This is a genomic window from Streptomyces sp. AV19 (assembly GCF_015999245.1).
Classification (GTDB): domain Bacteria; phylum Actinomycetota; class Actinomycetes; order Streptomycetales; family Streptomycetaceae; genus Streptomyces.
In genome coordinates this window covers 211,754-236,784 of the sequence record NZ_JAEAMR010000007.1, presented here as the reverse complement: position 1 = coordinate 236,784, position 25,031 = coordinate 211,754, and the positions used below count along the sequence as shown (strand labels likewise).

The following is a 25,031-nucleotide window of genomic DNA, read 5'->3' as shown; positions in this document are numbered from 1 at the left end:
ATACTCCCCGCCCGTCCCGAGAACCACACATTCGTGGGACTCCAAGGACACCCCCGCTGACCGAGAGAGCGTGCCCTGTGGCTGACCTGCCTGCCGATCTTGCCGCAGTGTGGCCGCGCGTGCTGGAGCAGCTCCTGGGCGAGGGCAGAGTCGAGAGCAAGGACGAGCACTGGATCAAGCGGTGCCAGCCGCTCGCCCTGGTCGCCGACACGGCCCTGCTCGCCGTCCCCAACGAGTTCGCCAAGGGCGTACTGGAGGGCCGGCTGGCCCCGGTCGTCAGCGAGACGCTCAGCCGCGAGTGCGGCCGGCCCATCCGGATCGCGATCACCGTCGACAACTCCGTCGGCGAGCCCGCCGCGCCCGAACGGCCCGCACCCGACGAGCGCCCCCACGGGGTCCCGTCCCGCGAGGCGTACGACGGCTACGACGACCGGGGCGGCTACGGCCGTCCCCCGGCCGACGACCTTCCGTCGGTCCGCCCCGCCTACCCCGACTACCAGCAGCCCCGCCCGGACCCGGGGGCCTGGCCGCGCCACGCGGCCCCGCCCGCCGCGGACCGCGGGGACTACGGCTGGCAGCAGCCGCGGCTCGGCTTCGGAGAGGCCGAGCGCGACCCGTACGCCTCGCCGCAGCACGCCCCCAACGGCTACGAGGCGCCGCAGCGGGACGCCGGCGGCTACCGCCCGCCCGCCCCGGAGCGGCCCTACGAGCAGCAGCGCGAGCTGTCCGACGCCCGCGGCGGCCAGGACGGGCGCGGCGGCCCCGGCGCGGGCGGCGGCAAGTCCTCCTCGGGCCCGGCGGAGCCGACCGCCCGGCTGAACCCGAAGTACCTCTTCGACACCTTCGTCATCGGCGCGTCCAACCGGTTCGCGCACGCGGCCGCGGTCGCGGTGGCCGAGGCGCCGGCGAAGGCGTACAACCCCCTGTTCATCTACGGGGAGTCGGGGCTGGGGAAGACCCACCTGCTGCACGCGATCGGCCACTACGCGCGGAGCCTGTACCCGGGCACACGGGTGCGCTACGTGAGCTCCGAGGAGTTCACCAACGAGTTCATCAATTCCATCCGCGACGGCAAGGCGGACGCGTTCCGCAAGCGCTACCGCGACATGGACATCCTGCTGGTCGACGACATCCAGTTCCTCGCGAGCAAGGAGTCGACCCAGGAGGAGTTCTTCCACACCTTCAACACGCTGCACAACGCCAACAAGCAGATCGTGCTCTCCTCGGACCGGCCGCCCAAGCAGCTGGTGACCCTGGAGGACCGGCTGCGCAACCGCTTCGAGTGGGGCCTGATCACGGACGTCCAGCCGCCCGAGCTGGAGACCCGGATCGCGATCCTCCGCAAGAAGGCGGTCCAGGAGCAGCTGAACGCCCCGCCGGAGGTCCTGGAGTTCATCGCCTCGCGCATCTCGCGGAACATCCGTGAGCTGGAGGGCGCGCTGATCCGGGTCACGGCCTTCGCCAGTCTCAACCGGCAGCCCGTGGACCTGGGCCTGACCGAGATCGTCCTCAAGGACCTGATCCCGGGCGGCGAGGACGCGTCCCCGGAGATCACCGCGCCGGCCATCATGGCGGCCACGGCGGACTACTTCGGGCACACCGTCGAGGACCTGTGCGGCGCCTCGCGCAGCCGGGTGCTGGTCACGGCCCGTCAGATCGCGATGTACCTCTGCCGGGAGCTCACCGACCTCTCGCTGCCGAAGATCGGGGCGCAGTTCGGCGGCCGCGACCACACGACGGTCATGCACGCCGACCGGAAGATCCGGGCGCTGATGGCCGAACGACGGTCCATCTACAACCAGGTGACGGAGCTGACGAACCGCATCAAGAACGGCTGACACGACCGCGCCGAGGGCGCGGCGGACGCGTCGAAGGGCGCTCCGGGACGGTTCCCGGGGCGCCCTTCGACGTTCCGGGGGCACCACCGCCCGGGGTGCGTTGTTCGAATAGGGGTCCGGGTCACCCTGTTCTCCACAGAATCCACATCAGCGCGCCGTCCACACCCTGGGGACCGGGAAGTTATCCAGATGATGTCCACAGCAGGTCCTGTTGATAGCCCATCAGGGGAGGTCAGCAGGGTGTGGAAGTGTGGGGAACCGAAGTCCACAGCCTGTGGATGACGGGGGCGTCCGCAACCCGGACGGCGGTTGTCCACCGGCTGCCCACAGGAAGATCGCTGTTGTACACAGCCTTTCCACACGGATGTCCACTGTTCGGCAAGGAAACGCCCGGGGTCACCGCGCCGAGTGAAAGGCGTCACACCAAGGTGCCGGGTTGGGCTGTGGGGAACCTGGGTAAAGCTGGGGACAGCGCTGGGGAGAAGTGCACCTTGCCTGTGCACCGCCTGTGCAGAACTTTCCGTTCTCCACAGAGACCACCGCTTTTCCACCGTCGGCGCCCACAGGGCCGGTGGACAAAATTTCCGCGCTGACCTGCGCAAAGAACGTTATCCACGGTTTCCACAGGCCCTACTACTACGACTACAGAGATCAACCGGGGAACTCGTTTCGAAGTGGGTCCTGTGCACAACTCGGCCCCGGGCCGCCCTTCGCCTCCGGGTGCGACTTGACCACGGGAAGCGCCGGCTGTCAGCGGTGTGCGTCAGACTGGTCCCCGGCCTCGAAGCCGACGAGGCCCACGAAGACAGCCCAGCAGGGCCAGCCAGCAACAAGCAGGAGGCGGTTCCGGTGAAGATCCGGGTGGAGCGCGATGTACTCGCGGAGGCAGTGGCCTGGGCGGCCCGCAGCCTCCCGGCCCGTCCGCCGGTGCCGGTCCTCGCGGGCCTGCTGCTGAAGGCCGAGGAGGGCTCGCTGAGCCTCTCCGGCTTCGACTACGAGGTCTCGGCCCGCGTCTCGGTCGAGGCGGACGTGGAGGAGGACGGCACCGTCCTCGTCTCCGGCCGGCTGCTCGCCGACATCTGCCGCGCACTTCCCAACAGGCCTGTGGAGATCTCCACCGACGGCGTGCGGGTCACCGTGGTCTGCGGCTCCTCGCGATTCACACTCCACACCCTTCCTGTGGAGGAGTACCCGGCGCTGCCCCAGATGCCGACCGCCACCGGCACGATCCCGGCCGAGGTCTTCGCCTCCGCCGCCGCTCAGGTCGCCATCGCCGCCGGCCGTGACGACACCCTCCCGGTGCTCACCGGTGTGCGCATCGAGATCGAGGGCGACACCGTCACCCTGGCCTCCACCGACCGCTACCGCTTCGCGGTCCGCGAGTTCATGTGGAAGCCGGAGACCCCCGACGTCTCCGCCGTCGCCCTGGTCCCGGCCAAGACGCTGCTGGACACCGCCAAGTCCCTCAGCGGCGGCGACTCGGTCTCGCTGGCGCTCTCCGGCTCCGGCAAGGGCGAGGGCCTGATCGGCTTCGAGGGCGCCGGGCGCCGGACGACGACGCGGCTGCTCGAGGGCGACCTGCCGAAGTACCGCACGCTGTTCCCGACCGAGTTCAACTCGGTCGCCGTGATCGAGACGGCGCCGTTCGTCGAGGCCGTCAAGCGCGTGGCCCTGGTCGCCGAGCGGAACACCCCGGTGCGGCTGAGCTTCGAGCAGGGCGTGCTGATCCTGGAGGCCGGCTCCAGCGACGACGCACAGGCTGTGGAAAGGGTCGACGCCCGGCTGGAGGGCGACGACATCTCCATCGCCTTCAACCCGGGCTTCCTGCTGGAGGGCCTCTCCGCGATCGACTCCCCGGTCGCCCAGCTGTCCTTCACCACCTCCACCAAGCCCGCGCTGCTCAGCGGCAAGCCGGCGCTGGACGCGGAGGCGGACGATGCGTACAAGTACCTGATCATGCCGGTGCGGCTGTCGGGCTGAGACCGGGCCGGCCTCCCTCCGGAGGCCCGGAGCGGCTCCATGGCGGTGGGCGGGTACCCGCCCACCGTTTGAGCGCTCTCTCCCGACAGGTGTGCGCGGAGCCCCGGGCGTAGGCTCGGTTCCGGGTAAACCGCAACGACTACGGCATAGAGGATCACTGATGGAGCTCGGTCTCGTCGGTCTCGGCAAGATGGGCGGCAACATGCGCGAGCGCATCCGCCGCGCAGGCCACACCGTCATCGGATACGACCGCAACCCGGACCTCGGGGACGTCCACAGCCTCAAGGAGCTTGTGGATTCCCTGACCGGTCCGCGCGTCGTGTGGGTCATGGTCCCGGCCGGGGCCGCGACCCAGTCCACCATCGACGAGCTCGCCGAGCTGCTGTCGCCCGGCGACATCGTCGTCGACGGCGGCAACTCCCGCTGGACGGACGACGAGAAGCACGCCGAGGAGCTGGCCGCCAAGGGCATCGGCTTCGTGGACTGCGGCGTCTCCGGCGGCGTCTGGGGCCTGGAGAACGGCTACGCCCTGATGTACGGCGGCGACGCCGCCAACGTCGCCCGGGTCCAGCCGGTCTTCGACGCCCTCAAGCCGGAGGGTGACTTCGGTGCGGTGCACGCCGGCAAGGTCGGTGCGGGCCACTTCGCCAAGATGGTCCACAACGGCATCGAGTACGCCATGATGCAGGCCTACGCCGAGGGCTGGGAGCTCCTGGAGAAGGTGGACTCCGTCACCGACGTGCGCGAGGTCTTCCGCTCCTGGCAGGAGGGCACGGTCATCCGCTCCTGGCTGCTGGACCTGGCCGTCAACGCCCTGGACGAGGACGAGCACCTCGACAAGCTGCGCGGCTACGCCGCCGATTCCGGCGAGGGCCGGTGGACGGTCGAGGCCGCCATCGACCACGCGGTGCCGCTGCCGGCGATCACCGCCTCGCTCTTCGCCCGCTTCGCGTCCCGCCAGGACGACTCGCCGCAGATGAAGATGATCGCCGCGCTGCGCAACCAGTTCGGCGGCCACGCGGTCGAGAGCAAATAACCCCACGGTCGAACGGTCAACAGGAGGCTCGGCGCGCACCCATGCACGTTTCGCATCTCTCGCTCGCCGACTTCCGCTCGTACGCCCGGGTCGAGGTCCCGCTCGACCCGGGCGTCACGGCCTTCGTGGGGCCCAACGGCCAGGGCAAGACCAACCTCGTCGAGGCGGTCGGCTACCTGGCGACCCTCGGCAGCCACCGCGTCTCCTCCGACGCCCCCCTGGTGCGGCTCGGCGCGGACCGGGCCGTCATACGGGCGGCCGTCGTTCAGGGCGACCGGCAGCAGCTGATCGAGCTGGAGCTCAACCCGGGCCGGGCCAACCGCGCCAGACTCAACCGGTCCTCCCAGGTCAGACCCCGTGACGTGCTGGGCATCGTGCGCACCGTCCTGTTCGCCCCGGAGGACCTGGCCCTCGTCAAGGGCGACCCCGGCGAGCGCCGCCGGTTCCTCGACGAGCTCATCACCGCCCGCTCCCCGCGGATGGCGGGCGTGCGCTCCGACTACGAGCGCGTCCTCAAGCAGCGCAACACCCTGCTGAAGTCCGCGGCCATGGCCCGCCGGCACGGCGGGCGTTCGGTGGACATGTCCACCCTCGACATCTGGGACCAGCACCTGGCCCGGGCCGGCGCCGAACTGCTGGCGCGGCGCCTCGACCTGATCGCCACGCTGCTGCCGCTCGCCGACAAGGCGTACGAGCAACTGGCCCCCGGTGGCGGCCCGCTCGCCTTCGACTACCGCGGCCCGGTCGGAGCCGGAGGCTCCCAAGGAAACAGCACCCGCGAGGAGCTCTACGAGGTCCTGCTCGCCGCCCTCGGCGAGGCCCGCAAGCAGGAGCTGGAGCGCGGGGTGACCCTGGTCGGCCCGCACCGTGACGACCTGGTGCTGCGCCTGGGCGAGCTGCCCGCGAAGGGATACGCGAGCCACGGCGAGTCCTGGTCGTACGCGCTGGCGCTGCGGCTGGCCGCGTACGAGCTGCTGCGCGCGGAGGGCAACGAGCCGGTCCTCGTCCTCGACGACGTCTTCGCGGAGCTGGACGCCCGCCGCCGGGAGCGGCTGGCGGAACTGGTGGCACCCGGCGAGCAGGTGCTGGTGACGGCCGCGGTGGACGACGACGTCCCCGGCGTGCTGACGGGCGCCCGGTACGCGGTCTCCGGCGGAACGGCGGAGCGGGCATGACCGGGCGGACGCCGGAGCCCTCCGGAGTGGACCTGGCGCGGGTGGCGTTGCGCGCGGCCAAGGAGCAGGCGCGGGCGCGGGGCAACGCGGTGCAGCAGAAGAAGCAGGCGCGGCGCGGCGGCCTGCGCTCGGGCGCGCGGGCCGACGGACGCGACCCGCTGCCGCTGGGCGCGGCCATCAACCGGCTGATCACCGAGCGCGGCTGGGAGACACCCGCGGCGGTCGGCGGGGTGATGGGGCGCTGGCCGCAGATCGTGGGCCAGGACGTGGCGCTGCACTGCGAGCCGCAGCGCTACGACGAGGAGGACCGGGTCCTCACGGTGCAGTGCGACTCCACGACGTGGGCGACCCAGCTGCGGCTGCTGGCGCCCCAGCTGGTGGCCCGGCTCAACGACGACCTCGGCCGGGGCACGGTACGGATGATCAAGGTGCTGGGGCCGGGCGGCCCGGGCCGGCGGTACGGGGCGCTGCGGGCCCCGGGGAGCACGGGGCCGGGGGACACCTACGGGTGAGCCGGGCCCGGTTGGTCCGTACCAGTTGGTCCGGATGTGACCGGGGTGAGCGCTGGGACGGGCGCACGGTAGCGGGCGGTTGACATCCCAAAGCGCTGAGTGCCGCTGTGAGCCTCTTGGAGCCCGGGGCCACATATAGGGAGTCGGCTGATGCCGGTTCAGGGCGGCACATGCGGACTCAGACACCGCCAAACCCCCATTCATGTCGGCGCTACCGGTAGACTGGTGGTAATCCCGCTGATTCGCGGAATGCCGATCGCGGAAACAAGTCGAACGACGCAGTCGCTCCCGCCTGCCATCCGGTCTCCCGACCGAGGGCGTCCCCATCGCCACGGGCAGGAGAAGGTCTGTGCTGTGCCAGAAAGGGCGCTTCGTGGCCGATTCCGGCAACCCCAACGAGAACACCACCCCTTCCTCGGAGGACGTCCCGTCCGGCGCTCCGGGCGCAGGTGCGTCGTACGACGCCAGCGCGATCACCGTGCTGGAAGGTCTGGACGCGGTCCGCAAGCGACCGGGCATGTACATCGGCTCGACCGGTGAGCGCGGCCTGCACCACCTCGTCCAGGAAGTCGTCGACAACTCCGTCGACGAGGCCATGGCCGGGCACGCCGACACCATTGAGGTGACGATCCTGCCGGACGGCGGCGTGCGCGTCGTCGACAACGGCCGTGGCATCCCGGTGGGCATCGTCCCCTCCGAGGGCAAGCCCGCCGTCGAGGTCGTCCTGACCGTGCTGCACGCGGGCGGCAAGTTCGGCGGCGGCGGCTACGCGGTTTCCGGCGGTCTGCACGGCGTCGGCGTCTCGGTCGTCAACGCGCTGTCGACGCGCGTCGCGGTCGAGGTGAAGACCGACGGCTTCCGGTGGACCCAGGACTACAAGCTCGGTGTCCCCACGGCCCCGCTCCAGAAGAACGAGGCGACGGACGAGACCGGCACCTCGGTCACCTTCTGGGCCGACGGCGACATCTTCGAGACCACCGAGTACTCCTTCGAGACGCTCTCGCGGCGCTTCCAGGAGATGGCCTTCCTCAACAAGGGCCTCGCCATCTCGCTGACGGACGAGCGCCAGGACCACGTGGACGAGGAGGGCAAGGCCCTCAGCGTCCGGTACCACTACGAGGGCGGCATCGCCGACTTCGTCCGCTACCTCAACTCCCGCAAGGGCGAGCTGGTCCACCCCACGGTCATCGACTTCGAGGCCGAGGACAAGGAGCGGATGCTCTCCCTCGAGGTGGCGATGCAGTGGAACACCCAGTACAGCGAGGGTGTCTACAGCTTCGCCAACACCATCCACACCCATGAGGGCGGCACCCACGAGGAGGGCTTCCGCGCGGCGCTGACGGGTCTGATCAACCGCTACGCGCGCGACAAGAAGCTGCTCCGCGAGAAGGACGACAACCTCACGGGCGACGACATCCGCGAGGGTCTGACGGCGATCATCTCCGTCAAGCTGGGTGAGCCGCAGTTCGAGGGCCAGACCAAGACCAAGCTGGGCAACACCGAGGCCAAGACCTTCGTGCAGAAGGTCGTCCACGAGCAGCTGACGGACTGGCTGGACCGCAACCCCAACGAGGCCGCGGACATCATCCGCAAGTCCATCCAGGCGGCCACGGCGCGCGTCGCGGCCCGCAAGGCCCGCGACCTCACCCGTCGCAAGGGCCTGCTGGAGACGGCCTCGCTGCCGGGCAAGCTGTCGGACTGCCAGTCCAACGACCCGACCAAGTGCGAGATCTTCATCGTCGAGGGCGACTCCGCCGGCGGCTCGGCCAAGTCCGGCCGGAACCCGGAGTACCAGGCGATCCTCCCGATCCGCGGCAAGATCCTCAACGTGGAGAAGGCCAGGATCGACAAGATCCTGCAGAACCAGGAGATCCAGGCGCTGATCTCCGCCTTCGGCACGGGCGTGCACGAGGACTTCGACATCGAGAAGCTCCGCTACCACAAGATCATCTTGATGGCGGACGCCGACGTCGACGGCCAGCACATCAACACCCTGCTGCTGACCTTCCTGTTCCGCTTCATGCGGCCGCTGGTCGAGGCCGGGCACGTCTACCTCTCCCGCCCGCCGCTCTACAAGATCAAGTGGGGCCGGGACGACTTCGAGTACGCGTACTCGGACCGCGAGCGCGACGCCCTGATCCAGCTCGGCCGGGAGAACGGCAAGCGGATCAAGGACGACTCGGTCCAGCGCTTCAAGGGTCTCGGCGAGATGAACGCCGAGGAACTGCGCGTCACCACCATGGACGTCGACCACCGTGTGCTGGGCCAGGTCACCCTGGACGACGCGGCCCAGGCGGACGACCTGTTCTCGGTGCTCATGGGCGAGGACGTCGAGGCACGGCGCTCCTTCATCCAGCGCAACGCCAAGGACGTCCGCTTCCTCGACATCTGAGTCGGCCTGCACGAACAGCCGCGGCTCGAAAGGACTTTGAACGGCAATGGCCGACGAGACTTCCACTCCCGATACTCCCGTGACCCCGGACGGCACCACGCCCGAGGGTCAGCCCGCCACCATCGAGGGCGTGGGCCTGCGCGTCGAGCCCGTCGGGCTCGAGACGGAGATGCAGCGCTCCTACCTCGACTACGCGATGAGCGTCATCGTCTCGCGCGCGCTCCCCGACGTGCGGGACGGCCTCAAGCCGGTGCACCGCCGCGTCCTGTACGCGATGTACGACGGCGGCTACCGGCCCGAGAAGGGCTTCTACAAGTGCGCCCGCGTCGTCGGTGACGTGATGGGTACGTACCACCCGCACGGCGACGCCTCCATCTACGACGCGCTCGTCCGCCTCGCCCAGCCCTGGGCGATGCGGATGCCGCTGGTGGACTCCAACGGCAACTTCGGTTCCCCGGGCAACGACCCGGCGGCCGCCATGCGGTACACCGAGTGCAAGATGGCGCCGCTGTCGATGGAGATGGTCCGGGACATCGACGAGGAGACCGTCGACTTCCAGGACAATTACGACGGCCGCAACCAGGAGCCGACGGTGCTGCCGGCGCGCTTCCCCAACCTGCTGGTGAACGGTTCCGCCGGCATCGCGGTCGGCATGGCCACCAACATCCCGCCGCACAACCTGCGCGAGGTCGCCGAGGGCGCCCAGTGGTTCCTGGCCAACCCGAACGCCGGCCCGGAGGAGCTGCTGGACGCGCTCGTCGAGCGCATCAAGGGCCCCGACTTCCCCACCGGCGCGCTCGTCGTGGGCCGCAAGGGCATCGAGGAGGCGTACCGCACCGGCCGCGGCTCGATCACCATGCGCGCCGTGGTCGAGGTCGAGGAGATCCACGGCCGCCAGTGCCTGGTGGTCACCGAACTGCCCTACCAGGTCAACCCGGACAACCTCGCGCAGAAGATCGCCGACCTGGTGAAGGACGGCAGGATCGGCGGTATCGCCGACGTCCGCGACGAGACGTCCTCCCGCACCGGTCAGCGTCTGGTGATCGTCCTGAAGCGGGACGCGGTCGCCAAGGTCGTCCTCAACAACCTCTACAAGCACACGGATCTGCAGACCAACTTCGGCGCGAACATGCTCGCGCTGGTGGACGGCGTGCCGCGGACCCTGTCGCTGGACGCGTTCATCCGCAACTGGGTCACCCACCAGGTCGAGGTCATCGTCCGGCGCACCCGCTTCCGGCTGCGCAAGGCCGAGGAGCGCGCCCACATCCTGCGCGGCCTGCTCAAGGCGCTGGACGCCATCGACGAGGTCATCGCGCTGATCCGGCGCAGCCAGACCGTCGACATCGCCCGCGAGGGCCTGATGGGCCTGCTGACGATCGACGAGATCCAGGCCAACGCGATCCTGGAGATGCAGCTCCGCCGCCTGGCGGCCCTGGAGCGGCAGAAGATCGTCGCGGAGCACGACGAACTCCAGGCGAAGATCAACGAGTACAACGCGATCCTCGCCTCGCCCGAGCGCCAGCGCTCGATCATCAGCGAGGAACTGACCGCGATCGTCGAGAAGTTCGGCGAGGACCGGCGCTCCCAGCTGATCCCCTTCGACGGTGACATGTCCATCGAGGACCTCATCGCCGAGGAGGACATCGTCGTCACCATCACCAACGGTGGCTACGTCAAGCGCACCAAGACCGAGGACTACCGCTCGCAGAAGCGCGGCGGCAAGGGCGTGCGGGGCACGAAGCTCAAGCAGGACGACATCGTCGACCACTTCTTCGTCTCCACCACCCACCACTGGCTTCTCTTCTTCACCAACAAGGGCCGGGTCTACCGGGCCAAGGCGTACGAGCTCCCGGACGCCGGGCGGGACGCGCGCGGCCAGCACGTGGCCAACCTGCTCGCCTTCCAGCCGGACGAGAAGATCGCCCAGATCCTCGCCGTCCGCGACTACGAGGCGGCGCCCTACCTGGTGCTCGCCACCAAGTCCGGCCTGGTGAAGAAGACTTCGCTGAAGGACTACGACTCGCCGCGCTCCGGCGGCGTCATCGCGATCAACCTCCGGGCGATGGAGGACGGCCGCGAGGACGAGCTGATCGGCGCGGAGCTGGTGTCCGCGGACGACGACCTGCTGCTGATCAGCAAGAAGGCGCAGTCGATCCGGTTCACCGCGACCGACGAGTCGCTGCGTCCGATGGGCCGCGCGACCTCCGGCGTCAAGGGCATGAGCTTCCGCGAGGGTGACGAGCTGCTGTCGATGAACGTCGTCCGTACGGGCACGTTCGTCTTCACCGCGACCGACGGCGGCTACGCCAAGCGCACGCCCGTGGACGAGTACCGCGTCCAGGGCCGCGGCGGCCTCGGCATCAAGGCCGCGAAGATCGTCGAGGACCGGGGTTCGCTGGTCGGAGCCCTGGTGGTCGAGGAGACCGACGAGATCCTCGCCATCACCCTCGGCGGCGGCGTGATTCGCACCCGGGTCAACGAGGTCAGGGAAACCGGCCGTGACACCATGGGCGTCCAACTGATCAATTTGGGCAAGCGCGACGCTGTTGTGGGCATCGCGAGGAACGCCGAGGCCGGCCGAGAGGCCGAAGAGGTCGATGACGTCACCGAGGGCGCGTCGGCCGGAGCCGTGGGCGGGGGGCCCGAGGTGGCCGAGGGCACGGAGCCCACGGTCGAGGACACCGAGGAGTAGGTCGTGAGTCGAGCCACGGGCACCGCGGCGAGCGGTGCGGACGCCGGACGGCGCGGTGCTGGTGCTTCGAAGGGCACCGCGTCGAAGGGGGACGGTGCCCGTGGCTCCGCCGCGGACGGGGCAGACTCCCCCAGTGGTGGTGACGCCACGACCGCGAACAGGGGGGACACCATGACGGAAACCCGTGGCCCGAAGCCGTACCACCCGCCGAAGGCGTACGAGCCGCCGGCCGAGCGCACGGCGGCGGGCGGGACGAAGAGCGGAGCGAAGGGGCGGGTGCCCAGGCCCGCCACCGGTGGCAAGAGCACTCCCGCGGACGCGTTCGGCGCGGCTGCGAGTGGCCAAGGCCGACCCGTGGTCGGTGATGAAGGTCAGCTTCCTGCTCTCGCTGGCCCTCGGCATCTGCACGATCGTGGCGATCACGGTGCTGTGGCTGGTTCTGGACGCCATGGGCGTCTTCTCCGCCGTCGGCGGCACCATCAGTGACGCCACGTCCGGCGAGGGCGGCGGATTCGACCTCCAGTCGTTCCTCTCGCTCCCGCGGGTCCTGATGTTCACCACGATCATCGCGGTGATCGAGGTGGTCCTCGCGACCGCCCTGGCGACCCTGGTCGCCTTCGTCTACAACCTCTCCGCCTCCTTCGTGGGCGGCGTCGAGCTCACGCTCGCCGAGGACGAGTAGGCGGCCGGGGAAGCCGATTTTGGGACTGGGCCCCAAGTGCGCTAATCTTTCGGTGCAGCGCGGGGCTATAGCTCAGACGGTTAGAGCGCTTCCCTGATAAGGAAGAGGCCACAGGTTCAAGTCCTGTTAGCCCCACCGGCCCGATCGGCCCGGACGGAGAGAAATCTCCGGCCGGGCCGATCGGCTTTTGGGCGTCCTTCGGGCGTCGCTTTTGTGCACCACGTCGTGCGTCACGTTCCATCAGGCCGTGGGCAAAGGCCGGACACAGGTCACCGATCGGTATCGGCCGGTGTGTATCATCGGCCACCAGAGTCCCCTTACGTCAAGGAAAGACGAGGTCGCGCGGTGAAGAAGCTGCTCCTGGTCGCACTGGCCGCCATCGGCGGGCTCCTCGTGTACCGCCAGATCCAGGCGGATCGCGCCGAGCAGGATCTGTGGACGGAGGCGACCGACTCCGTGCCCGCAGGTTCGGGCGTGTGAGACTGCGAGAGCCCTGAGAGTTCCGAGCGGGGTCCCGGCCGATGACGGCCGGGACCCCGTTTCGTTTTTCCGGATCCCGCGTCCCCGGACTCCCATGTGTTCGCTACTGCGAATAAAATGATTGCAGAAGTGAATCGCGCATGTCAGACCTGGGAGAGCGCCCAGGCGCCCGCCATCAGGCACACCAGCGCCACCAGCAGTACCACCGCGACCGTCCGCCGTGACGGCGGCGCCGGGCCCCGGCGGGGCGCCACGGGCCGCGTTGCGGCCGCACGCACCGGCATCGGCGGAGTGGCCGGCGGCGGGGGCCGGACGGGCCGCGGAGGGGCCTTCTCGGGGCCTGTGGGCCCGAACCCCGGTGGCAGCGGCCCGATCTGGTCGAAGACCTCGATCCGCTCCCCCTCGTCCGGCTCCGGCAGCAGCGCCGCCGCCGCGGCGAGCGCCTCGCGCGCCCCGTCGGCCGTACGGAAGCGGTCCGCCGGGTCGGGGGCCAGCAGCCCCGCGACGACGCCCCACAGCGGCGCGGGGACCTCCTGCGGAGGCGGGGGCCGTCCCTCCTCGTGAAAACGCAGCACGAGCGCGTCGGTGTCCGGTTTCCGGCCCGTGAGGAGATAGAGCGCCACCAGTCCGACGGCGAAGAGGTCCGCGGGAAAATCCGGTTCCTCGCCCGCCATTTGCTCGGGCGCGAAGTAACCGGGCGTACCCATCACATAGTTGGTCTCCGTGAGCCGCGGTTCGCCCTTGCGCATCGCGCAGCCGAAATCGGAGAGGCGCAGATGCGGATGCCCCGTTCCGGTGCCCTCCAGAAGGAGATTGGCGGGCTTGATGTCCCGGTGCACCACCCCTTCCGCGTGCACCGCCGTGAGCGCGGCGAGCAGCTGGTCGAGCAGGACGCGGACGAAGCCGGCGGGCAACGGACCGTAGTCGCCGATGAGATGTGCCACCGAGCCCCCGCGCACCAGCTCCATGGTGAACAGCACCCGGTCGTCGGTGGCGGCCCAGCTCACCGGCGCCAGCACGTGCGGGTGGTCGATGCGCAGCGCCTGCTCGCGCACGAAGCGCAGCAGCAGGGCGTGGGCGTGGCTCTGTTTGAGCACCTTCGCCGCGGCGTAGCAGCGCCGTTCGCGGTCCCAGACCCGCCAGACCTCCCCCACCCCACCGCGCCCGATGGGGTCCACCAGCTCGTAGCGCCCGGCGAACACCTCACCCATGGTGGGCGTCAGCTCTGGTGGGCCTCGTAGTGGGCGACCGCTTCGGCGGTCCGGCCGGCGCCGTAGACCCGCAGGAATTCGGCCAGTTCGGGATGGGTGGGGGCGAGGGTGCCGGCCGCGTCGATGATGTCGCCGGCGGCGGCCACCGACCGCAGCAGCGACTGGATCTCGCGCACCACCCGCTTGACGGTCGGAGCGCCGCTGCTGGCCGTCGTCTGCGTGGAGTTGAGGACCGATCCGCCCGAACTGCGCTTGACCTCCTCCATCCGCTCGGCGGCTTCGGCGGCGCTCACGCTGCCGTCGGCCACTTGGTGGGATAGCTCCTGGAGGGCCTGGACGCGCTGCACCACGGCCGGGTTGCCGATCTTCGCCCGCTGACCGCTCATCAGCTGCGACAGCATGGGTGCCGAGAGGCCCAACACCGAGGCCAGACGCGCCTGGTTGAGGCCGAGATCGTCGATCAGCCGGCGGAAGAGCGCCCCCAGCGGCTCCCCGTACCAGCTCCGCTGCAGCTCTCGTGCGCGGGCGGTGGCTTCCTGCTGTGCTGCGTCCATCTCGCTCTCCCCTTCGCTTCGCTGCCGCGAATCTTGCGGTGCATCCTACGGAGAGTGGTGGGTCGCGGCGATACCTGGTCGGATACACCTCCGCCACCGGGTACTCTGGTCTGCGACGGGGCCTTAGCTCAGTTGGTAGAGCGCTGTCTTTGCATGGCAGATGTCAGGAGTTCGACTCTCCTAGGCTCCACGCGAAATCCCCTCCGACCTGTGTTGACGCGGTCGGAGGGGATTTTTTGATCTCTGCTTGTCCGCGTGTGAGCTCCGCAGGTGGACTCCGCGGGTGGGCTCTGTGCGCGGGCGCTTGTCCGGGTGGGGCCCGGTCAGCGCTCCCCGTCCTCGTCCGGCCCCTCGGTTTCCGCCTGCTTGGCCCGGACCTCGGGGTCGAGGACAGCGGCGTCGGAGCTGCCGTCCACCGAGGACAGCGGCGGGCGGTCGGCGACCTCGGTGGGGGCCGGGGGCTCCACCAGCCAGTCCGGGTTGGCCTGCCGGTCCCACCATTTCCAGGCGGCCACGGCCCCGCCGACCAGGAGGCCGACCACCGCCAGCCGCTTGGCCACCCGGCCGGCGCGGCAGCGGGCGGACTGCTTGCGGGCGAGCTTCTCGATCTCCTGCGCCGACACCTGGCCGCGCAGCGCGGCGAGGGCCGCGGTGCCCCGGGAGAGCGCCTCGTCACGCACGGGTTCCGCCGCGGCCCGGGCCCGCGCCGCGGCCTGGCCGACCTTGGGCGGCAGGGACTCGCGGGCGTGCTCGAGGCGGGGGTGCAGATGTGCGTCGTACTGGGTCCGGGCCTGCCGGCCGGCCTCGGCGACCCTGGGGGCCAGCCGGACGCGGGCTTCGTGCGCGTAGTGCACGGCGGTGTCCTTGGCCGTGCCGGCATAGGGCGCCACCACTTCCGCCGCGTGGCGCACGCTGTCCTTGGCGGTGCCGGTCGCGGCGCGCACGCTGTCCTTGCGGGTCACGAGAACCTCCTCCTCGGTGGCGTATGGTCTTTCGCCTTTCCACCCAGGGGAAAATCATGCCTGCCCAGGGGCGGTCCGGCATGTGCGGGCGGGCATCCGGGTCAACGGGCCCGGCCTCGACAATGCCACCTTTCGGCGCCGCGCGCGGGGCTTTGGGCATTACTCGCGGCACCGCCGTCCGTGCGAGGATCGGAAGCTGTCAGCGCAGCCCTAGGGAAGGTAGACCGTGGCCGAGCAGCTCTACGCCACCCTCAAGACCAACCGGGGGGACATCGAGGTCCGGCTCCTGCCGGACCACGCCCCGAAGACGGTCAAGAACTTCGTCGGACTCGCGAAGGGCGAGCGCGAGTGGGTCAACCCGGAGACGGGCGAGCGGACCGCGGACAAGCTGTACGACGGCACGGTCTTCCACCGCGTCATCGAGGGTTTCATGATCCAGGGCGGTGACCCGCTGGGCAACGGCACCGGCGGCCCGGGCTACCAGTTCAAGGACGAGTTCCACCCGGACCTGGCCTTCAACAGGCCCTACCTGCTGGCCATGGCCAACGCCGGCCCGGGCACCAACGGTTCGCAGTTCTTCATCACCGTGTCCCCGACCACCTGGCTGACCGGCAAGCACACCATCTTCGGCGAGGTCACCACCGAGGCGGGCAAGAAGGTCGTGGACGCCATCGCGAGCACGGAGACCCGCAACGACCGTCCGGTTCACGACGTGGTCATCGAGTCCGTCGTGATCGAGACCCGATAGAGGACCGGCCGCACCATCCGGGAACCCGGCGCCCCGCCCGTCCGTATGACGGGCGGGGCGCCTCATGAACTGCGGTGCCCGGTTCGCACAGGGCGAGGGGAGAGCATGAACGACCAGGCCGTCTGCTGTTACCGGCATCCGGACCGTGAGACGGGGATCCGCTGCACCCGCTGCGAGCGGCCCATCTGCCCCGACTGCATGGTCAATGCCTCGGTCGGCTTCCACTGCCCCGAGTGCGCCGGCGGCGGACCGTCGTCCGGCCGCGCCGAGGGTGCCCGGCGGGACTCCGCCCCGCGCACGGTCGCGGGCGGGGTGACCCACCCCTCGGACCCCTTCCTGGTGACCAAGGTCCTGCTGGGGATCAACGTCGCGATATGGATCGCGGTGATGGCCACCGACAAGGACCTCGTCAACACCCTCTGCATGCTGGGGCGCTCGCCGTTCCACGAGGGCGAGGGCGTCGCCGACGGCCAGTGGTACCGGCTGCTGACCTCGCTCTTCCTCCATGAGTCGCCGGTGCACCTGGCGTTCAACATGCTCTCCCTTTGGTGGCTCGGCCCGCCGCTGGAGGCGGCCTTCGGCCGGGCCCGCTACCTGGCGCTCTACCTGCTGTCCGGGCTCGGCGGCAGCGCGCTGAGCTATCTGCTGGTCTCGCCGTACGCCGGGTCGCTCGGCGCCTCGGGCGCGATCTTCGGTCTGCTGGGGGCCACCGCCGTGCTGATGCGGCGGCTGAAGTACGACATGCGCCCGGTGATCGCGCTGCTCGTGCTCAACCTGATCTTCACCTTCACCTGGTCCGACATCGCCAAGGAGGCGCACATCGGCGGCCTGGCGATCGGGGCCCTGGTGGCGTTCGGCATGGTGCACGCCCCGCGGGCGAGGCGCGCGCTGGTGCAGTGGCTCACCTGCGGCGCGGCACTGCTGGCGATCGTGGTGACGGTGCTCGTCCGGACGTCCCAGCTCGGCTAGGGGCGGGCCCGCGGAAACGGGTGGGCGGCGGTCCGGGGAACCGATGGGCGGCGGTCCGGGGGACCGCTCACCCACACCGGTGGGAGGGCGGTTGTCCACAGCAGCCGCCGGATCGTGTGTGCGAAGCGCCGCTCAGCCCGAAGCGCTCCTGCAATACCGGCTCCGACCTGCGGAAACAACGACGTACGCCGGTGTGGCGGGCGAACTCGGACGTTCGCGATCAGTCACACCGGCGTCAACGCCGAGGAAGTTATCCACAGATCTTCTGAGTTTTCCCCACTGTGGACGAGGATGTGGATAACCCCGTGGGCAACAGCCCCGGGCCACCGCCGTGGCCCGGCTACTTCCACTGGGTCGAGACGACGAACCCCGCGGCGATGAAGCCGAAGCCGACCACGATGTTCCAGTTGTGCAGCGACTCGATGGGCATGTCGCTGCCCGTCACATAGAAGATCACGATCCAGGCCAGCCCGATGAGGAACAGCGCCAGCATCAGCGGTGCCACCCAGCGCCGTCCGCTGTTCAGCTTGATGCTCTGCTGCTTCGCCGGCGGGGGCGTGAAGTCGTCTTTCTTGCGGATCCGTGACTTCGGCACGAGGGACTCTCCTGTCGATGCGCTGCGTAACCGCGCTGGGGGAACAAGGGCTGGTCGGCCGCGCCGGGGAGCGCTTCCTTCCCCCCGGGCGTCCGTTAGCGTAGTGCTTCCGCGGCGCCGGAGAGGACAAGGGTACGTTGAGCAATTCCGCCGACTCCACCAGCGACGCAGGTCCCGCCCGCGGTCCCCGGCGACTGCGCCCCGTCCGGCTGCTCACGGCCGCCGTCTTCGCCCTCGCCGGCCTCATCTTCTGGATGAGCTTCAACACGGCCAAGGGCACCGACATCCGCACCGACGCCTCCATGCTCCGGCTCTCCGACCTCATCCGGGAACGCAGCAAGGGCAACGGCGACCTGGAGCGCAGTACCGCCACCCTGCGCTCCCGCGTCGACGCCCTGGCCGGGCGGGACGCCGGCGCCGACTCCGCGGAGGCCAGACGGCTGGCCGCGCTCGGCGACGCCGCGGGCACCCGGCCGCTCGGCGGCACGGCCCTGACCGTCACCCTCACCGACGCCCCGCCGAACGCCACCGCGAAGATCCCCGGCGTCCCCCAGCCCCAGCCCAACGACCTCGTCATCCACCAGCAGGACCTCCAGGCCGTGGTCAACGCCCTGTGGCGGGGCGGGGCCAAGGGCATCGAGGTGATGGACCAGCGGCTGATCTCCACCAGCGCCGTGCGCTGCGTGGGCAACACCCTCATCCTCCAGGGCCGCGTCTACTCCCCGCCCTACAAGGTGACCGCCGTCGGCGACCGCGGCGCGCTGCGCAAGGCCCTCGACACCGCGCCCGCCGTCCAGAACTACCTCCAGTACGTCCAGGCGTACGGCCTCGGCTGGAAGGTCGAGGACCGCGGCTCGGTCACGCTCCCCGGCTACACGGGCGCGGTGGACCTGCACTACGCCAGGCCCGTGGCGTGACCGGCCCCCGTGCACGGGCACTCCCCCTTACCCTGGTGCGGCAAAGACCATCCCCGTCGGCAAGTAGGGACAGCATGTACGTCTGGATCTGGCGTCATCTGCCGGGCAACGCATGGGTGAAGTCGCTGATCTCGCTGGCCCTCGTGCTGGGCGTCGTCTACATGCTCTTCCAGTACGTCTTCCCCTGGGCCGAACCGCTGTTGCCGTTCAACGACGTGACCGTGGACGACAGCCTGCCGACGACGGCAACGGAATGGCGGTGACGCGATGAGCGCGCGCATCCTCGTCGTGGACAACTACGACAGCTTCGTCTTCAACCTCGTCCAGTACCTCTACCAACTGGGCGCCGAATGCGAGGTGCGCCGCAACGACGAGGTCGAACCCGCCCACGCCCAGGACGGGTTCGACGGCGTGCTGCTCTCCCCGGGCCCCGGCACCCCCGAGGAGGCCGGCGTCTGCGTCGAGATGGTCAAGCACTGCGCGGCCACCGGCGTGCCGGTGTTCGGCGTCTGCCTGGGCATGCAGTCGATGGCCATCGCCTACGGCGGCGTCGTCGACCGGGCCCCCGAGCTGCTGCACGGCAAGACCTCCCTCGTGACGCACGAGGGCGGCGGCGTCTTCCACGGCCTCCCCTCGCCGTTCACCGCCACGCGCTACCACTCGCTCGCCGTCGAGCCCGAAGGCTGGCCGGACGAGCTGGAGATGACCGCCTGGACCAACCGCCCCGACGGGCGCGGACGCATCGCCATGGGCCTGCGCCACCGCGACCTGCCGGTCGAGGGCGTGCAGTTCCACCCCGAGTCGGTGCTCACCGAGTGGGGCCACCGGATGCTCGCCAACTGGCTCGTCGCCTGCGGTGACGCGGGGGCGGTGGAACGGTCGGCCGGGCTCGCCCCGGTGGTGGGCAAGGCCGGGGAGCCAACTTCTCGGCCCTGAGGGGACCGAGCTTGTTGGCTCGGCCGGAAGGGCTGGGATTGCAAGTGGAGCGCGACTGGCTGCCGCGTTGGTCCCCTGCGTCCGGTACGACGCTAAGCCGTACTGGGGCGGTTGACCGCGCCCCGCTTCCACACAGCCTCGCCCCGGTGGGCGATGTTGCGGGAGCCGTTGTGGTCCGCGTGCAGCACTGTCCCGCAGGAGCGGCATACGAACCGTGCTTGATCCACTCTGTTCGAGCGGTGGGTGTGCCGGCACTCGGAGCACTGACGGGAGGTGTTGCGGGGGTCGACGAAGACGACCGGCACACCGGCCCGTCGCGCCTTGTACGCGACGAACGCGCCGAGCTGGGCGAAGGCCCAGAAGTGCAGGGTGGACCGCTGGTCCTTCTTGGCCGTGACCCTCTGCCGGATCCCCGAAAGGTCTTCCAGGGCGATCCCGCGCGAGGTGCGTTGAGCGGTCGCAACGAGCTGCTTGGCGATGACATGGTTGACGTGGGCGGCGTGCCTCGCCTCACGGCGCCGGACACGCTTCAGCGCGCGCTTCGCGCTCTTCGTGCGCTTCTTCTGGAGTTTGGTCCGCAGGTCGCGGTACCGCTTGCGGTACCGGTTGAGGCTGCCTCCAGCCATGATCCGACCGTCGGACGTGGTGGCGATGTTGACGATTCCGAGATCCACGCCGAGGAATCCGCCCGGCTCATACGGTTCGGGCTCAGCCAGGTCGATGGTGGCGCTGAGGAAGAACATGCCGTCCCGCATCACCAGATCCGATTCGCCCTTGCGGGTGGCCAGGAGCTTCATGGCCTGCTCGGAGCAGACGAACGGGATGCCCTTGATGCGCCCGGCCACCGTCCAGATGGACACGGTGCGCTCATCGAGATTCCACGTCAGGATGCGGTCATCGAAGGGCTGGGCCGCGTCCTCGCGGAAGGCGATCGGCTTGGACTCCGCGCGCCTGCGACGCCTCGATCCTTCGGGGCCGAGATTCCCGGCCTTGATGTTCGCCTTCAACGTGGCATAGGCGTCGCACACCTTCTTCACCACCCGCACAGCGGCCTGCGCTCCAAGGTCATAGTCGGCCTTGAGCTGGTGGTACACAGCCTCCTGCAGCACGTTGCGCCGCTTGAGGCCCCTGGCGAAAGCCACCTCGGACGCCCGGTTCGCGGCCCGGTTGCAGGTGCGCAGTGTCGCCGCCAGCGCATGCGCATCATGAGCGGACACAGGCATCAACTTCACCTGCGCGACAATCTTCACGCAGAACATGCTATTTAGGCCAACTCCAGGAAATCAACTTGATGTTGAGACGCAACGAAGAGCCCTTCGCCGCCGTGTGGCTCCGACACGAGGAAGCCATTCCTCCCGGGGCTGGAGCCCCAGGCTTGCTGGCTAGGACACGGTGAACGGGTCGCGCCCCGAGGGGGATCCCTGGACGGCGGCGCAGCCAGAGCCGTACGCGGTACGGGAACCCGGCTCCTACGGCCCCCCGCGGGACCGGGTCGTCCATCAGCCGCTGCCTCCGGAGGAGGTCGTCTCGCGACCGTTGCCTCCGGAGGAGGTCGTCTCGCGACCGTTGCCTCCGGAGCGGCCCGTCGCCCGGCCGCTGCCGGCCGAGGACGACGGGACGGTGTCGCTGCGCTCCGTCGTCCCCGCCCCGGCCGGGGGCCTCGCCGGCGGCCGGGCGGAGCGGCGAAAGGCCGCCCGCCGCGCGGCACGCGCCGGGGTGGGGGTGGCCGTGAGCCGGCTCGTGGGCGAGGTGTTCATCACCATCGGCGTGGTGATGCTGCTCTTCGTCGCCTACCAGCTGTGGTGGACCAACATCCGCGCCCAGCAGCAGGCGGGCGGCGCGGCGAGGAGCCTGCGGCACAGCTGGGAGACGAACGGTGGCGCGGACCGGGACGCGGGGGCGTTCTCGCCGGGCGAGGGCTTCGCGATCCTCTACATCCCCGCGCTGGACGTGCGGACGCCGATCGCCGAGGGGACCGGCAAGCGCACGGTCCTCGACCGGGGTATGGCCGGGCACTACGGGAGCGGATCGCTCAAGTCCGCGATGCCCTGGGACAAGCGGGGCAACTTCGCGCTGGCGGGCCACCGCAACACCCATGGCGAACCGTTCCGCTACGTCAACCGGCTGCGCCCCGGCGACAAGATCGTGGTCGAGACGCGGAGCGCCTTCTACACCTATGAGATGACGAGCCGCCTTGACCAGACGTCACCCGCGAACGTCGACGTCATCCGCCCCGTGCCCCGGGGTTCGGGCTTCACCGGCCCCGGCCGGTACATCACGCTGACCACCTGTACCCCCGAATTCACCAGTACGTACCGGATGATCGTGTGGGGCAAGATGGTGGACGAGCGCCCGCGCGGCAAGGGGAAGCCCGACGCGCTCGTCGAATGACGGACCGGATGCGGAACGGGGTACGGGCGGCTGTGACAGTGACCGACGAGCAGGCCGAGAGCGCGTCACGGCCGGCGGGCCGGACCCGTGGGCGGATAGCCACCGCCGTCAGCGCGGTGGGCGAGCTGCTGATCACGGCCGGTGTGCTGCTGGCCCTGTTCGTCGTCTACTCGCTGTGGTGGACCAACGTCATAGCCGACCGCGAGGCGAAGAAGCAGTCGGACCACGTGCGCGAGAACTGGGCCAAGGCCCCCGCGGGCCCGGGCGCGCTGGACACCAAGGACGGCATCGGCTTCCTGCACGTCCCCGCGATGCTGGGCGACGGCGAGGTGCTGGTGAAGCCGGGCACCGGCGGCAGCGTCCTCAACGAGGGCGTCGCCGGCTACTACCGCAAGCCCGTGAAGTCCGCGATGCCCTGGGACAAGCGGGGCAACGTCACGCTGGCCGCCCACCGGGACGGGCACGGCGCGAAGTTCCACAACATCCACAAGATCAAGGGCGGGGACGCGGTCGTCTTCGAGACGCGGGACACCTGGTACGTCTACAAGGTCTTCAAGGAGCTCAAGCAGACCTCGCGGTTCAATGTGAAGGTGCTCGACCCGGTCCCCAGGGAGTCGGGGAAGACGAAGCCGGGCCGCTATCTGACCCTGACGACCTGCACGCCGGTCTACACCTCGGACTACCGCTACATCGTCTGGGCCGAGCTGGTGCGCACCGAGAAGGTGGACGCGGAGCGGACCCCGCCGAAGGAGCTGCGGGACTGAGTCCCGCAGCTCCGCCCGGACTCAGTGGCGGCGCCCGCCGAAGAGGCCGTTGCCGCCGAAGAGGCCGCCGTCGTCGTTGCCGCCGGTGCTGCCCTTGTCCTCGGAGTCCCCGGTGTCGTTGCCGCCGATGACCCCGCCGCCCTGAGTGATCAGGTCGACGGTCAGGCCCTTCTTGCCCTTGGTGCCGGCCGGCGGGTTGGTCATCACCACGGTCGCCTTGTCGTCCTGCGGGCCGGCGATGTTGCCGACCTTGAAACCGGCGTCCGTCAGGGCCTTCCTGGCGTCCTTGATCGACATCCCCTTGACCTCGGGCACCGCGACTTCCTGCGGGCCCTTGGAGACGTCGAGGGTGACCTGGGAGCCGGGCGCCGCCTTGCTGTCGCCCTGGGGGTTCTGGGCGACGACCTTGCCCGCCTCCTCCTCCGAGTCGACGTCGGTGCGGGCCACCTTGAAGCCGTTGTCCTCGAGCTGCTTCTTGGCGTCCTCGAACTTCTGGCCCACGACCGACGGGACGGCCTTGGTCTGCGGTGCCACGGCCACGGTGAGAGTGATCTCCGCGCCCTTGTCGGCCTTCGTGCCCACCTTCGGGCTCTGGCCGATGACGGTGTTGGGCTCGGCCTTCTCGGTCTCCTCCGTCCTGCGGCGGACCGTGAACCCGGCGTCCTCCAGGGTCTTCTTCGCGTCGTCGTAGGACAGGCTCATCACGTTCGGCACGTCGATCTTGGCCGGCCCCTTGGACAGGGTCACCCTGACCTCGCCGTTGCGCTTGAGCTTGGACCCGGCCTTCGGGTCCTGGTCGCAGACCTTGCCCGGGTCCTCGTCGCAGTTGATGGACTTGCCGCTGTCGACGACCTTGAGCTCGACGTTCTCGCCCTGCTTCTGGGCCTCGGAGAGCGTCACGCCCCGGAGGCTGGGCACGGTGACCTCGTCGCCGCTCCCGCCGCCGCTGAACAGCGACTTGCCGATGAAGATCGCTCCGACGAGCACCAGGATGCCCGCGACCACCAGCAGGACGGTCGACAGGCTGCTCTTCTTGCGGCCCCCGCCGTGCCCGCCGGGGTCACCGCCGTCGCCGTAGCCGTCGTAACCGCCGTAGCCCCCGCCGTCGCGGACCGGCGGCAGCATGGAGGTCTGGCCCGGCGCGTTCGGGTCGTGCTGCTGGCCGTGCGGCCGCAGCATCGCCGTCGGCTGGTCCTCGCCGCCGTAGCCCACCGAGCCCATGGCGCTGTAGGCGGACGCCGCGGCCACCGGGCGGCCCTCCAGCGCGGCCTCGATGTCGGCGCGCATCTCGTCGGCGCTCTGGTAGCGGTAGTCCGGGTCCTTGGTCAGCGCCTTGAGGACGATGGCGTCCATTTCCGGCGTGATCTCGGGGTCGAAGGCGCTCGGCGGGTTCGGCTCCTCCCGCACGTGCTGGTAGGCGACCGCCACCGGGGAGTCGCCGATGAACGGCGGCCGGACGGTGAGCAGTTCGTAGAGCAGACAGCCCGTCGAGTACAGGTCGGAGCGGGCGTCGACCTGCTCGCCCTTGGCCTGCTCGGGGGAGAGGTACTGCGCGGTGCCGATCACCGCGGCGGTCTGGGTCATGGTCATGCCGGCGTCGCCCATCGCGCGGGCGATGCCGAAGTCCATGACCTTCACCTGGCCGGTGCGGGTCAGCATGACGTTGGCGGGCTTGATGTCCCGGTGGACGATGCCCGCCCGGTGGGAGTACTCCAGGGCCTGGAGGACGCCGATCGTCATCTCCAGCGAGCGCTCGGGGAGCAGCTTGCGGCCGGAGTGCAGCAGCTCGCGGAGGGTCGAGCCGTCCACGTACTCCATGACGATGTACGGGATCGAGACGCCGTCCACGTAGTCCTCGCCGGTGTCGTAGACCGCGACGATGGACGGGTGGTTCAGCGAGGCGGCCGACTGGGCCTCACGGCGGAACCGGGCCTGGAAGGACGGGTCGCGGGCGAGGTCCACCCGCAGCGTCTTCACGGCGACGGTGCGGCCGAGCCGGGTGTCGTGGGCGAGGTAGACCTCGGCCATGCCACCGCGGCCGAGCACCGAGCCCAGCTCGTACCGGCCGCCGAGGCGACGCGGCTCTTCCATAGCTCCAGCCCTTCCGTTTTCCTGACCCCACCGACGTGGGTCCGGCGGTGTGCTGTCCGCGCTTACCGTACCCGGCGGGTCCTATCGCTCCCGGGCGTGACGGTCA

At 70.0% G+C, this 25,031-nt stretch carries 21 protein-coding genes, 2 tRNA genes and 1 pseudogene; 18 read left to right on the top strand and 6 right to left on the bottom strand.

What is annotated here, in order from left to right; genetic code table 11:
• The first annotated feature begins 77 nt into the window (after positions 1–77).
• The 10 genes and pseudogenes from dnaA to I5Q34_RS34610 all read left to right on the top strand — a co-directional run bounded on the left by dnaA (position 78) and on the right by I5Q34_RS34610 (position 12,787).
• Positions 78–1,838, top strand: coding sequence for a chromosomal replication initiator protein DnaA (gene dnaA, locus I5Q34_RS10650; RefSeq protein ID WP_199891958.1), 1,761 nt, complete (start codon positions 78–80; stop codon positions 1,836–1,838).
• Between the two features lie 849 nt (positions 1,839–2,687).
• On the top strand, positions 2,688–3,818 hold the full coding sequence (gene dnaN / locus I5Q34_RS10645) for a DNA polymerase III subunit beta (protein WP_199891957.1): 1,131 nt from the start codon (positions 2,688–2,690) through the stop codon (positions 3,816–3,818).
• 160 nt (positions 3,819–3,978) lie between these two features.
• Complete coding sequence (gene gnd, locus I5Q34_RS10640) at positions 3,979–4,854, top strand: phosphogluconate dehydrogenase (NAD(+)-dependent, decarboxylating) (RefSeq protein WP_199891956.1); 876 nt, start codon at positions 3,979–3,981, stop codon at positions 4,852–4,854.
• 41 nt (positions 4,855–4,895) lie between these two features.
• Positions 4,896–6,029 carry a DNA replication/repair protein RecF gene (recF, locus tag I5Q34_RS10635; protein ID WP_199891955.1) on the top strand — a complete coding sequence of 378 codons (1,134 nt, stop codon included), beginning with the start codon at positions 4,896–4,898 and terminating at the stop codon, positions 6,027–6,029.
• A complete protein-coding gene (locus tag I5Q34_RS10630) occupies positions 6,026–6,541 on the top strand; it encodes a DUF721 domain-containing protein (protein WP_199891954.1) in 516 nt (171 codons plus the stop codon). The genes recF and I5Q34_RS10630 overlap by 4 nt, the downstream gene beginning before the upstream one ends.
• 349 nt (positions 6,542–6,890) lie before the next feature.
• Positions 6,891–8,933, top strand: a complete 2,043-nt coding sequence (gyrB, locus tag I5Q34_RS10625; RefSeq protein ID WP_199891953.1) for a DNA topoisomerase (ATP-hydrolyzing) subunit B — start codon at positions 6,891–6,893, stop codon at positions 8,931–8,933.
• Between the two features lie 46 nt (positions 8,934–8,979).
• Positions 8,980–11,625, top strand: coding sequence for a DNA gyrase subunit A (gyrA, locus tag I5Q34_RS10620; RefSeq protein WP_199891952.1), 2,646 nt, complete (start codon positions 8,980–8,982; stop codon positions 11,623–11,625).
• Between the two features lie 171 nt (positions 11,626–11,796).
• Positions 11,797–12,307 (top strand): annotated as a pseudogene (locus I5Q34_RS10615) (DUF3566 domain-containing protein).
• 61 nt (positions 12,308–12,368) lie between these two features.
• Positions 12,369–12,442 (top strand) — tRNA-Ile (locus tag I5Q34_RS10610).
• Between the two features lie 210 nt (positions 12,443–12,652).
• Positions 12,653–12,787 carry a DLW-39 family protein gene (locus tag I5Q34_RS34610; RefSeq protein ID WP_003958712.1) on the top strand — a complete coding sequence of 45 codons (135 nt, stop codon included), beginning with the start codon at positions 12,653–12,655 and terminating at the stop codon, positions 12,785–12,787.
• A 143-nt stretch (positions 12,788–12,930) separates the two neighbouring features.
• On the opposite strand, the gene I5Q34_RS10600 is transcribed toward I5Q34_RS34610, so the two are convergent.
• Complete coding sequence (locus tag I5Q34_RS10600; RefSeq protein WP_199891951.1) at positions 12,931–13,998, bottom strand: serine/threonine-protein kinase; 1,068 nt, start codon at positions 13,996–13,998, stop codon at positions 12,931–12,933.
• Between the two features lie 8 nt (positions 13,999–14,006).
• Complete coding sequence (locus I5Q34_RS10595) at positions 14,007–14,552, bottom strand: DNA-binding protein (protein WP_171164647.1); 546 nt, start codon at positions 14,550–14,552, stop codon at positions 14,007–14,009.
• A gap of 117 nt (positions 14,553–14,669) precedes the next feature.
• On the opposite strand from I5Q34_RS10595, the gene I5Q34_RS10590 reads away from it, so the two are divergent.
• A tRNA-Ala gene (locus I5Q34_RS10590) sits at positions 14,670–14,742 on the top strand.
• Positions 14,743–14,875: 133 nt separating this feature from the next.
• Here I5Q34_RS10590 and I5Q34_RS10585 read toward each other — a convergent pair.
• Positions 14,876–15,514, bottom strand: coding sequence for a DUF5324 family protein (locus I5Q34_RS10585; protein ID WP_199891950.1), 639 nt, complete (start codon positions 15,512–15,514; stop codon positions 14,876–14,878).
• Positions 15,515–15,740: 226 nt separating this feature from the next.
• Here I5Q34_RS10585 and I5Q34_RS10580 point away from each other — a divergent pair, with 226 nt between their 5' ends.
• Positions 15,741–16,262 (top strand): peptidylprolyl isomerase, encoded by a 522-nt coding sequence (locus I5Q34_RS10580; RefSeq protein ID WP_199891949.1) that lies wholly within the window; start codon positions 15,741–15,743, stop codon positions 16,260–16,262.
• A gap of 105 nt (positions 16,263–16,367) precedes the next feature.
• Complete coding sequence (locus tag I5Q34_RS10575; protein ID WP_199891948.1) at positions 16,368–17,231, top strand: rhomboid family intramembrane serine protease; 864 nt, start codon at positions 16,368–16,370, stop codon at positions 17,229–17,231.
• A gap of 340 nt (positions 17,232–17,571) precedes the next feature.
• Here the strand turns inward: I5Q34_RS10575 and crgA are convergent, their stop codons facing one another.
• Positions 17,572–17,826, bottom strand: a complete 255-nt coding sequence (crgA, locus tag I5Q34_RS10570) for a cell division protein CrgA (RefSeq protein WP_199891947.1) — start codon at positions 17,824–17,826, stop codon at positions 17,572–17,574.
• 137 nt (positions 17,827–17,963) lie between these two features.
• Here crgA and I5Q34_RS10565 point away from each other — a divergent pair, with 137 nt between their 5' ends.
• The 3 genes from I5Q34_RS10565 (at position 17,964) to I5Q34_RS10555 (ending at position 19,679) form a co-directional block, all read left to right on the top strand.
• A complete protein-coding gene (locus I5Q34_RS10565; protein WP_199891946.1) occupies positions 17,964–18,743 on the top strand; it encodes a DUF881 domain-containing protein in 780 nt (259 codons plus the stop codon).
• 74 nt (positions 18,744–18,817) lie between these two features.
• Positions 18,818–19,006: a hypothetical protein gene (locus I5Q34_RS10560; protein WP_199891945.1), complete on the top strand. Its 189-nt coding sequence runs from the start codon at positions 18,818–18,820 to the stop codon at positions 19,004–19,006.
• 4 nt (positions 19,007–19,010) lie between these two features.
• Entirely contained in the window at positions 19,011–19,679 is a 669-nt protein-coding gene (locus I5Q34_RS10555; RefSeq protein ID WP_199891944.1) for an aminodeoxychorismate/anthranilate synthase component II, read from the top strand.
• Positions 19,680–19,771: 92 nt separating this feature from the next.
• Here I5Q34_RS10555 and I5Q34_RS10550 read toward each other — a convergent pair whose 3' ends face one another.
• Positions 19,772–20,938: an RNA-guided endonuclease TnpB family protein gene (locus tag I5Q34_RS10550; protein ID WP_199891943.1), complete on the bottom strand. Its 1,167-nt coding sequence runs from the start codon at positions 20,936–20,938 to the stop codon at positions 19,772–19,774.
• Between the two features lie 133 nt (positions 20,939–21,071).
• Here I5Q34_RS10550 and I5Q34_RS10545 point away from each other — a divergent pair, with 133 nt between their 5' ends.
• Both I5Q34_RS10545 and I5Q34_RS10540 read left to right on the top strand, forming a co-directional pair.
• Entirely contained in the window at positions 21,072–22,070 is a 999-nt protein-coding gene (locus I5Q34_RS10545) for a class E sortase (RefSeq protein WP_277965233.1), read from the top strand.
• Complete coding sequence (locus I5Q34_RS10540; protein ID WP_374192997.1) at positions 22,067–22,834, top strand: class E sortase; 768 nt, start codon at positions 22,067–22,069, stop codon at positions 22,832–22,834. Before I5Q34_RS10545 ends, I5Q34_RS10540 begins: the two co-directional genes overlap by 4 nt.
• 21 nt (positions 22,835–22,855) lie before the next feature.
• Here I5Q34_RS10540 and pknB read toward each other — a convergent pair whose 3' ends face one another.
• On the bottom strand, positions 22,856–24,925 hold the full coding sequence (gene pknB / locus I5Q34_RS10535) for a Stk1 family PASTA domain-containing Ser/Thr kinase (RefSeq protein WP_199891942.1): 2,070 nt from the start codon (positions 24,923–24,925) through the stop codon (positions 22,856–22,858).
• Positions 24,926–25,031 lie beyond the last annotated feature (106 nt).

Excerpts from the sequence above, each read along its gene's own strand:
- gnd (WP_199891956.1), top strand. The coding sequence starts at position 3,979 with ATGGAGCTCGGTCTCGTCGGTCTCGGCAAGATGGGCGGCAACATGCGC.
- recF (WP_199891955.1), top strand. The coding sequence starts at position 4,896 with ATGCACGTTTCGCATCTCTCGCTCGCCGACTTCCGCTCGTACGCCCGG.
- I5Q34_RS10630 (WP_199891954.1), top strand. The coding sequence starts at position 6,026 with ATGACCGGGCGGACGCCGGAGCCCTCCGGAGTGGACCTGGCGCGGGTG.
- gyrA (WP_199891952.1), top strand. The coding sequence starts at position 8,980 with ATGGCCGACGAGACTTCCACTCCCGATACTCCCGTGACCCCGGACGGC.
- I5Q34_RS10600 (WP_199891951.1), bottom strand. The coding sequence starts at position 13,998 with ATGGGTGAGGTGTTCGCCGGGCGCTACGAGCTGGTGGACCCCATCGGG.
- I5Q34_RS10595 (WP_171164647.1), bottom strand. The coding sequence starts at position 14,552 with ATGGACGCAGCACAGCAGGAAGCCACCGCCCGCGCACGAGAGCTGCAG.
- I5Q34_RS10575 (WP_199891948.1), top strand. The coding sequence starts at position 16,368 with ATGAACGACCAGGCCGTCTGCTGTTACCGGCATCCGGACCGTGAGACG.
- I5Q34_RS10560 (WP_199891945.1), top strand. The coding sequence starts at position 18,818 with ATGTACGTCTGGATCTGGCGTCATCTGCCGGGCAACGCATGGGTGAAG.
- I5Q34_RS10555 (WP_199891944.1), top strand. The coding sequence starts at position 19,011 with ATGAGCGCGCGCATCCTCGTCGTGGACAACTACGACAGCTTCGTCTTC.
- I5Q34_RS10550 (WP_199891943.1), bottom strand. The coding sequence starts at position 20,938 with ATGTTCTGCGTGAAGATTGTCGCGCAGGTGAAGTTGATGCCTGTGTCC.
- I5Q34_RS10540 (WP_374192997.1), top strand. The coding sequence starts at position 22,067 with ATGACGGACCGGATGCGGAACGGGGTACGGGCGGCTGTGACAGTGACC.
- pknB (WP_199891942.1), bottom strand. The coding sequence starts at position 24,925 with ATGGAAGAGCCGCGTCGCCTCGGCGGCCGGTACGAGCTGGGCTCGGTG.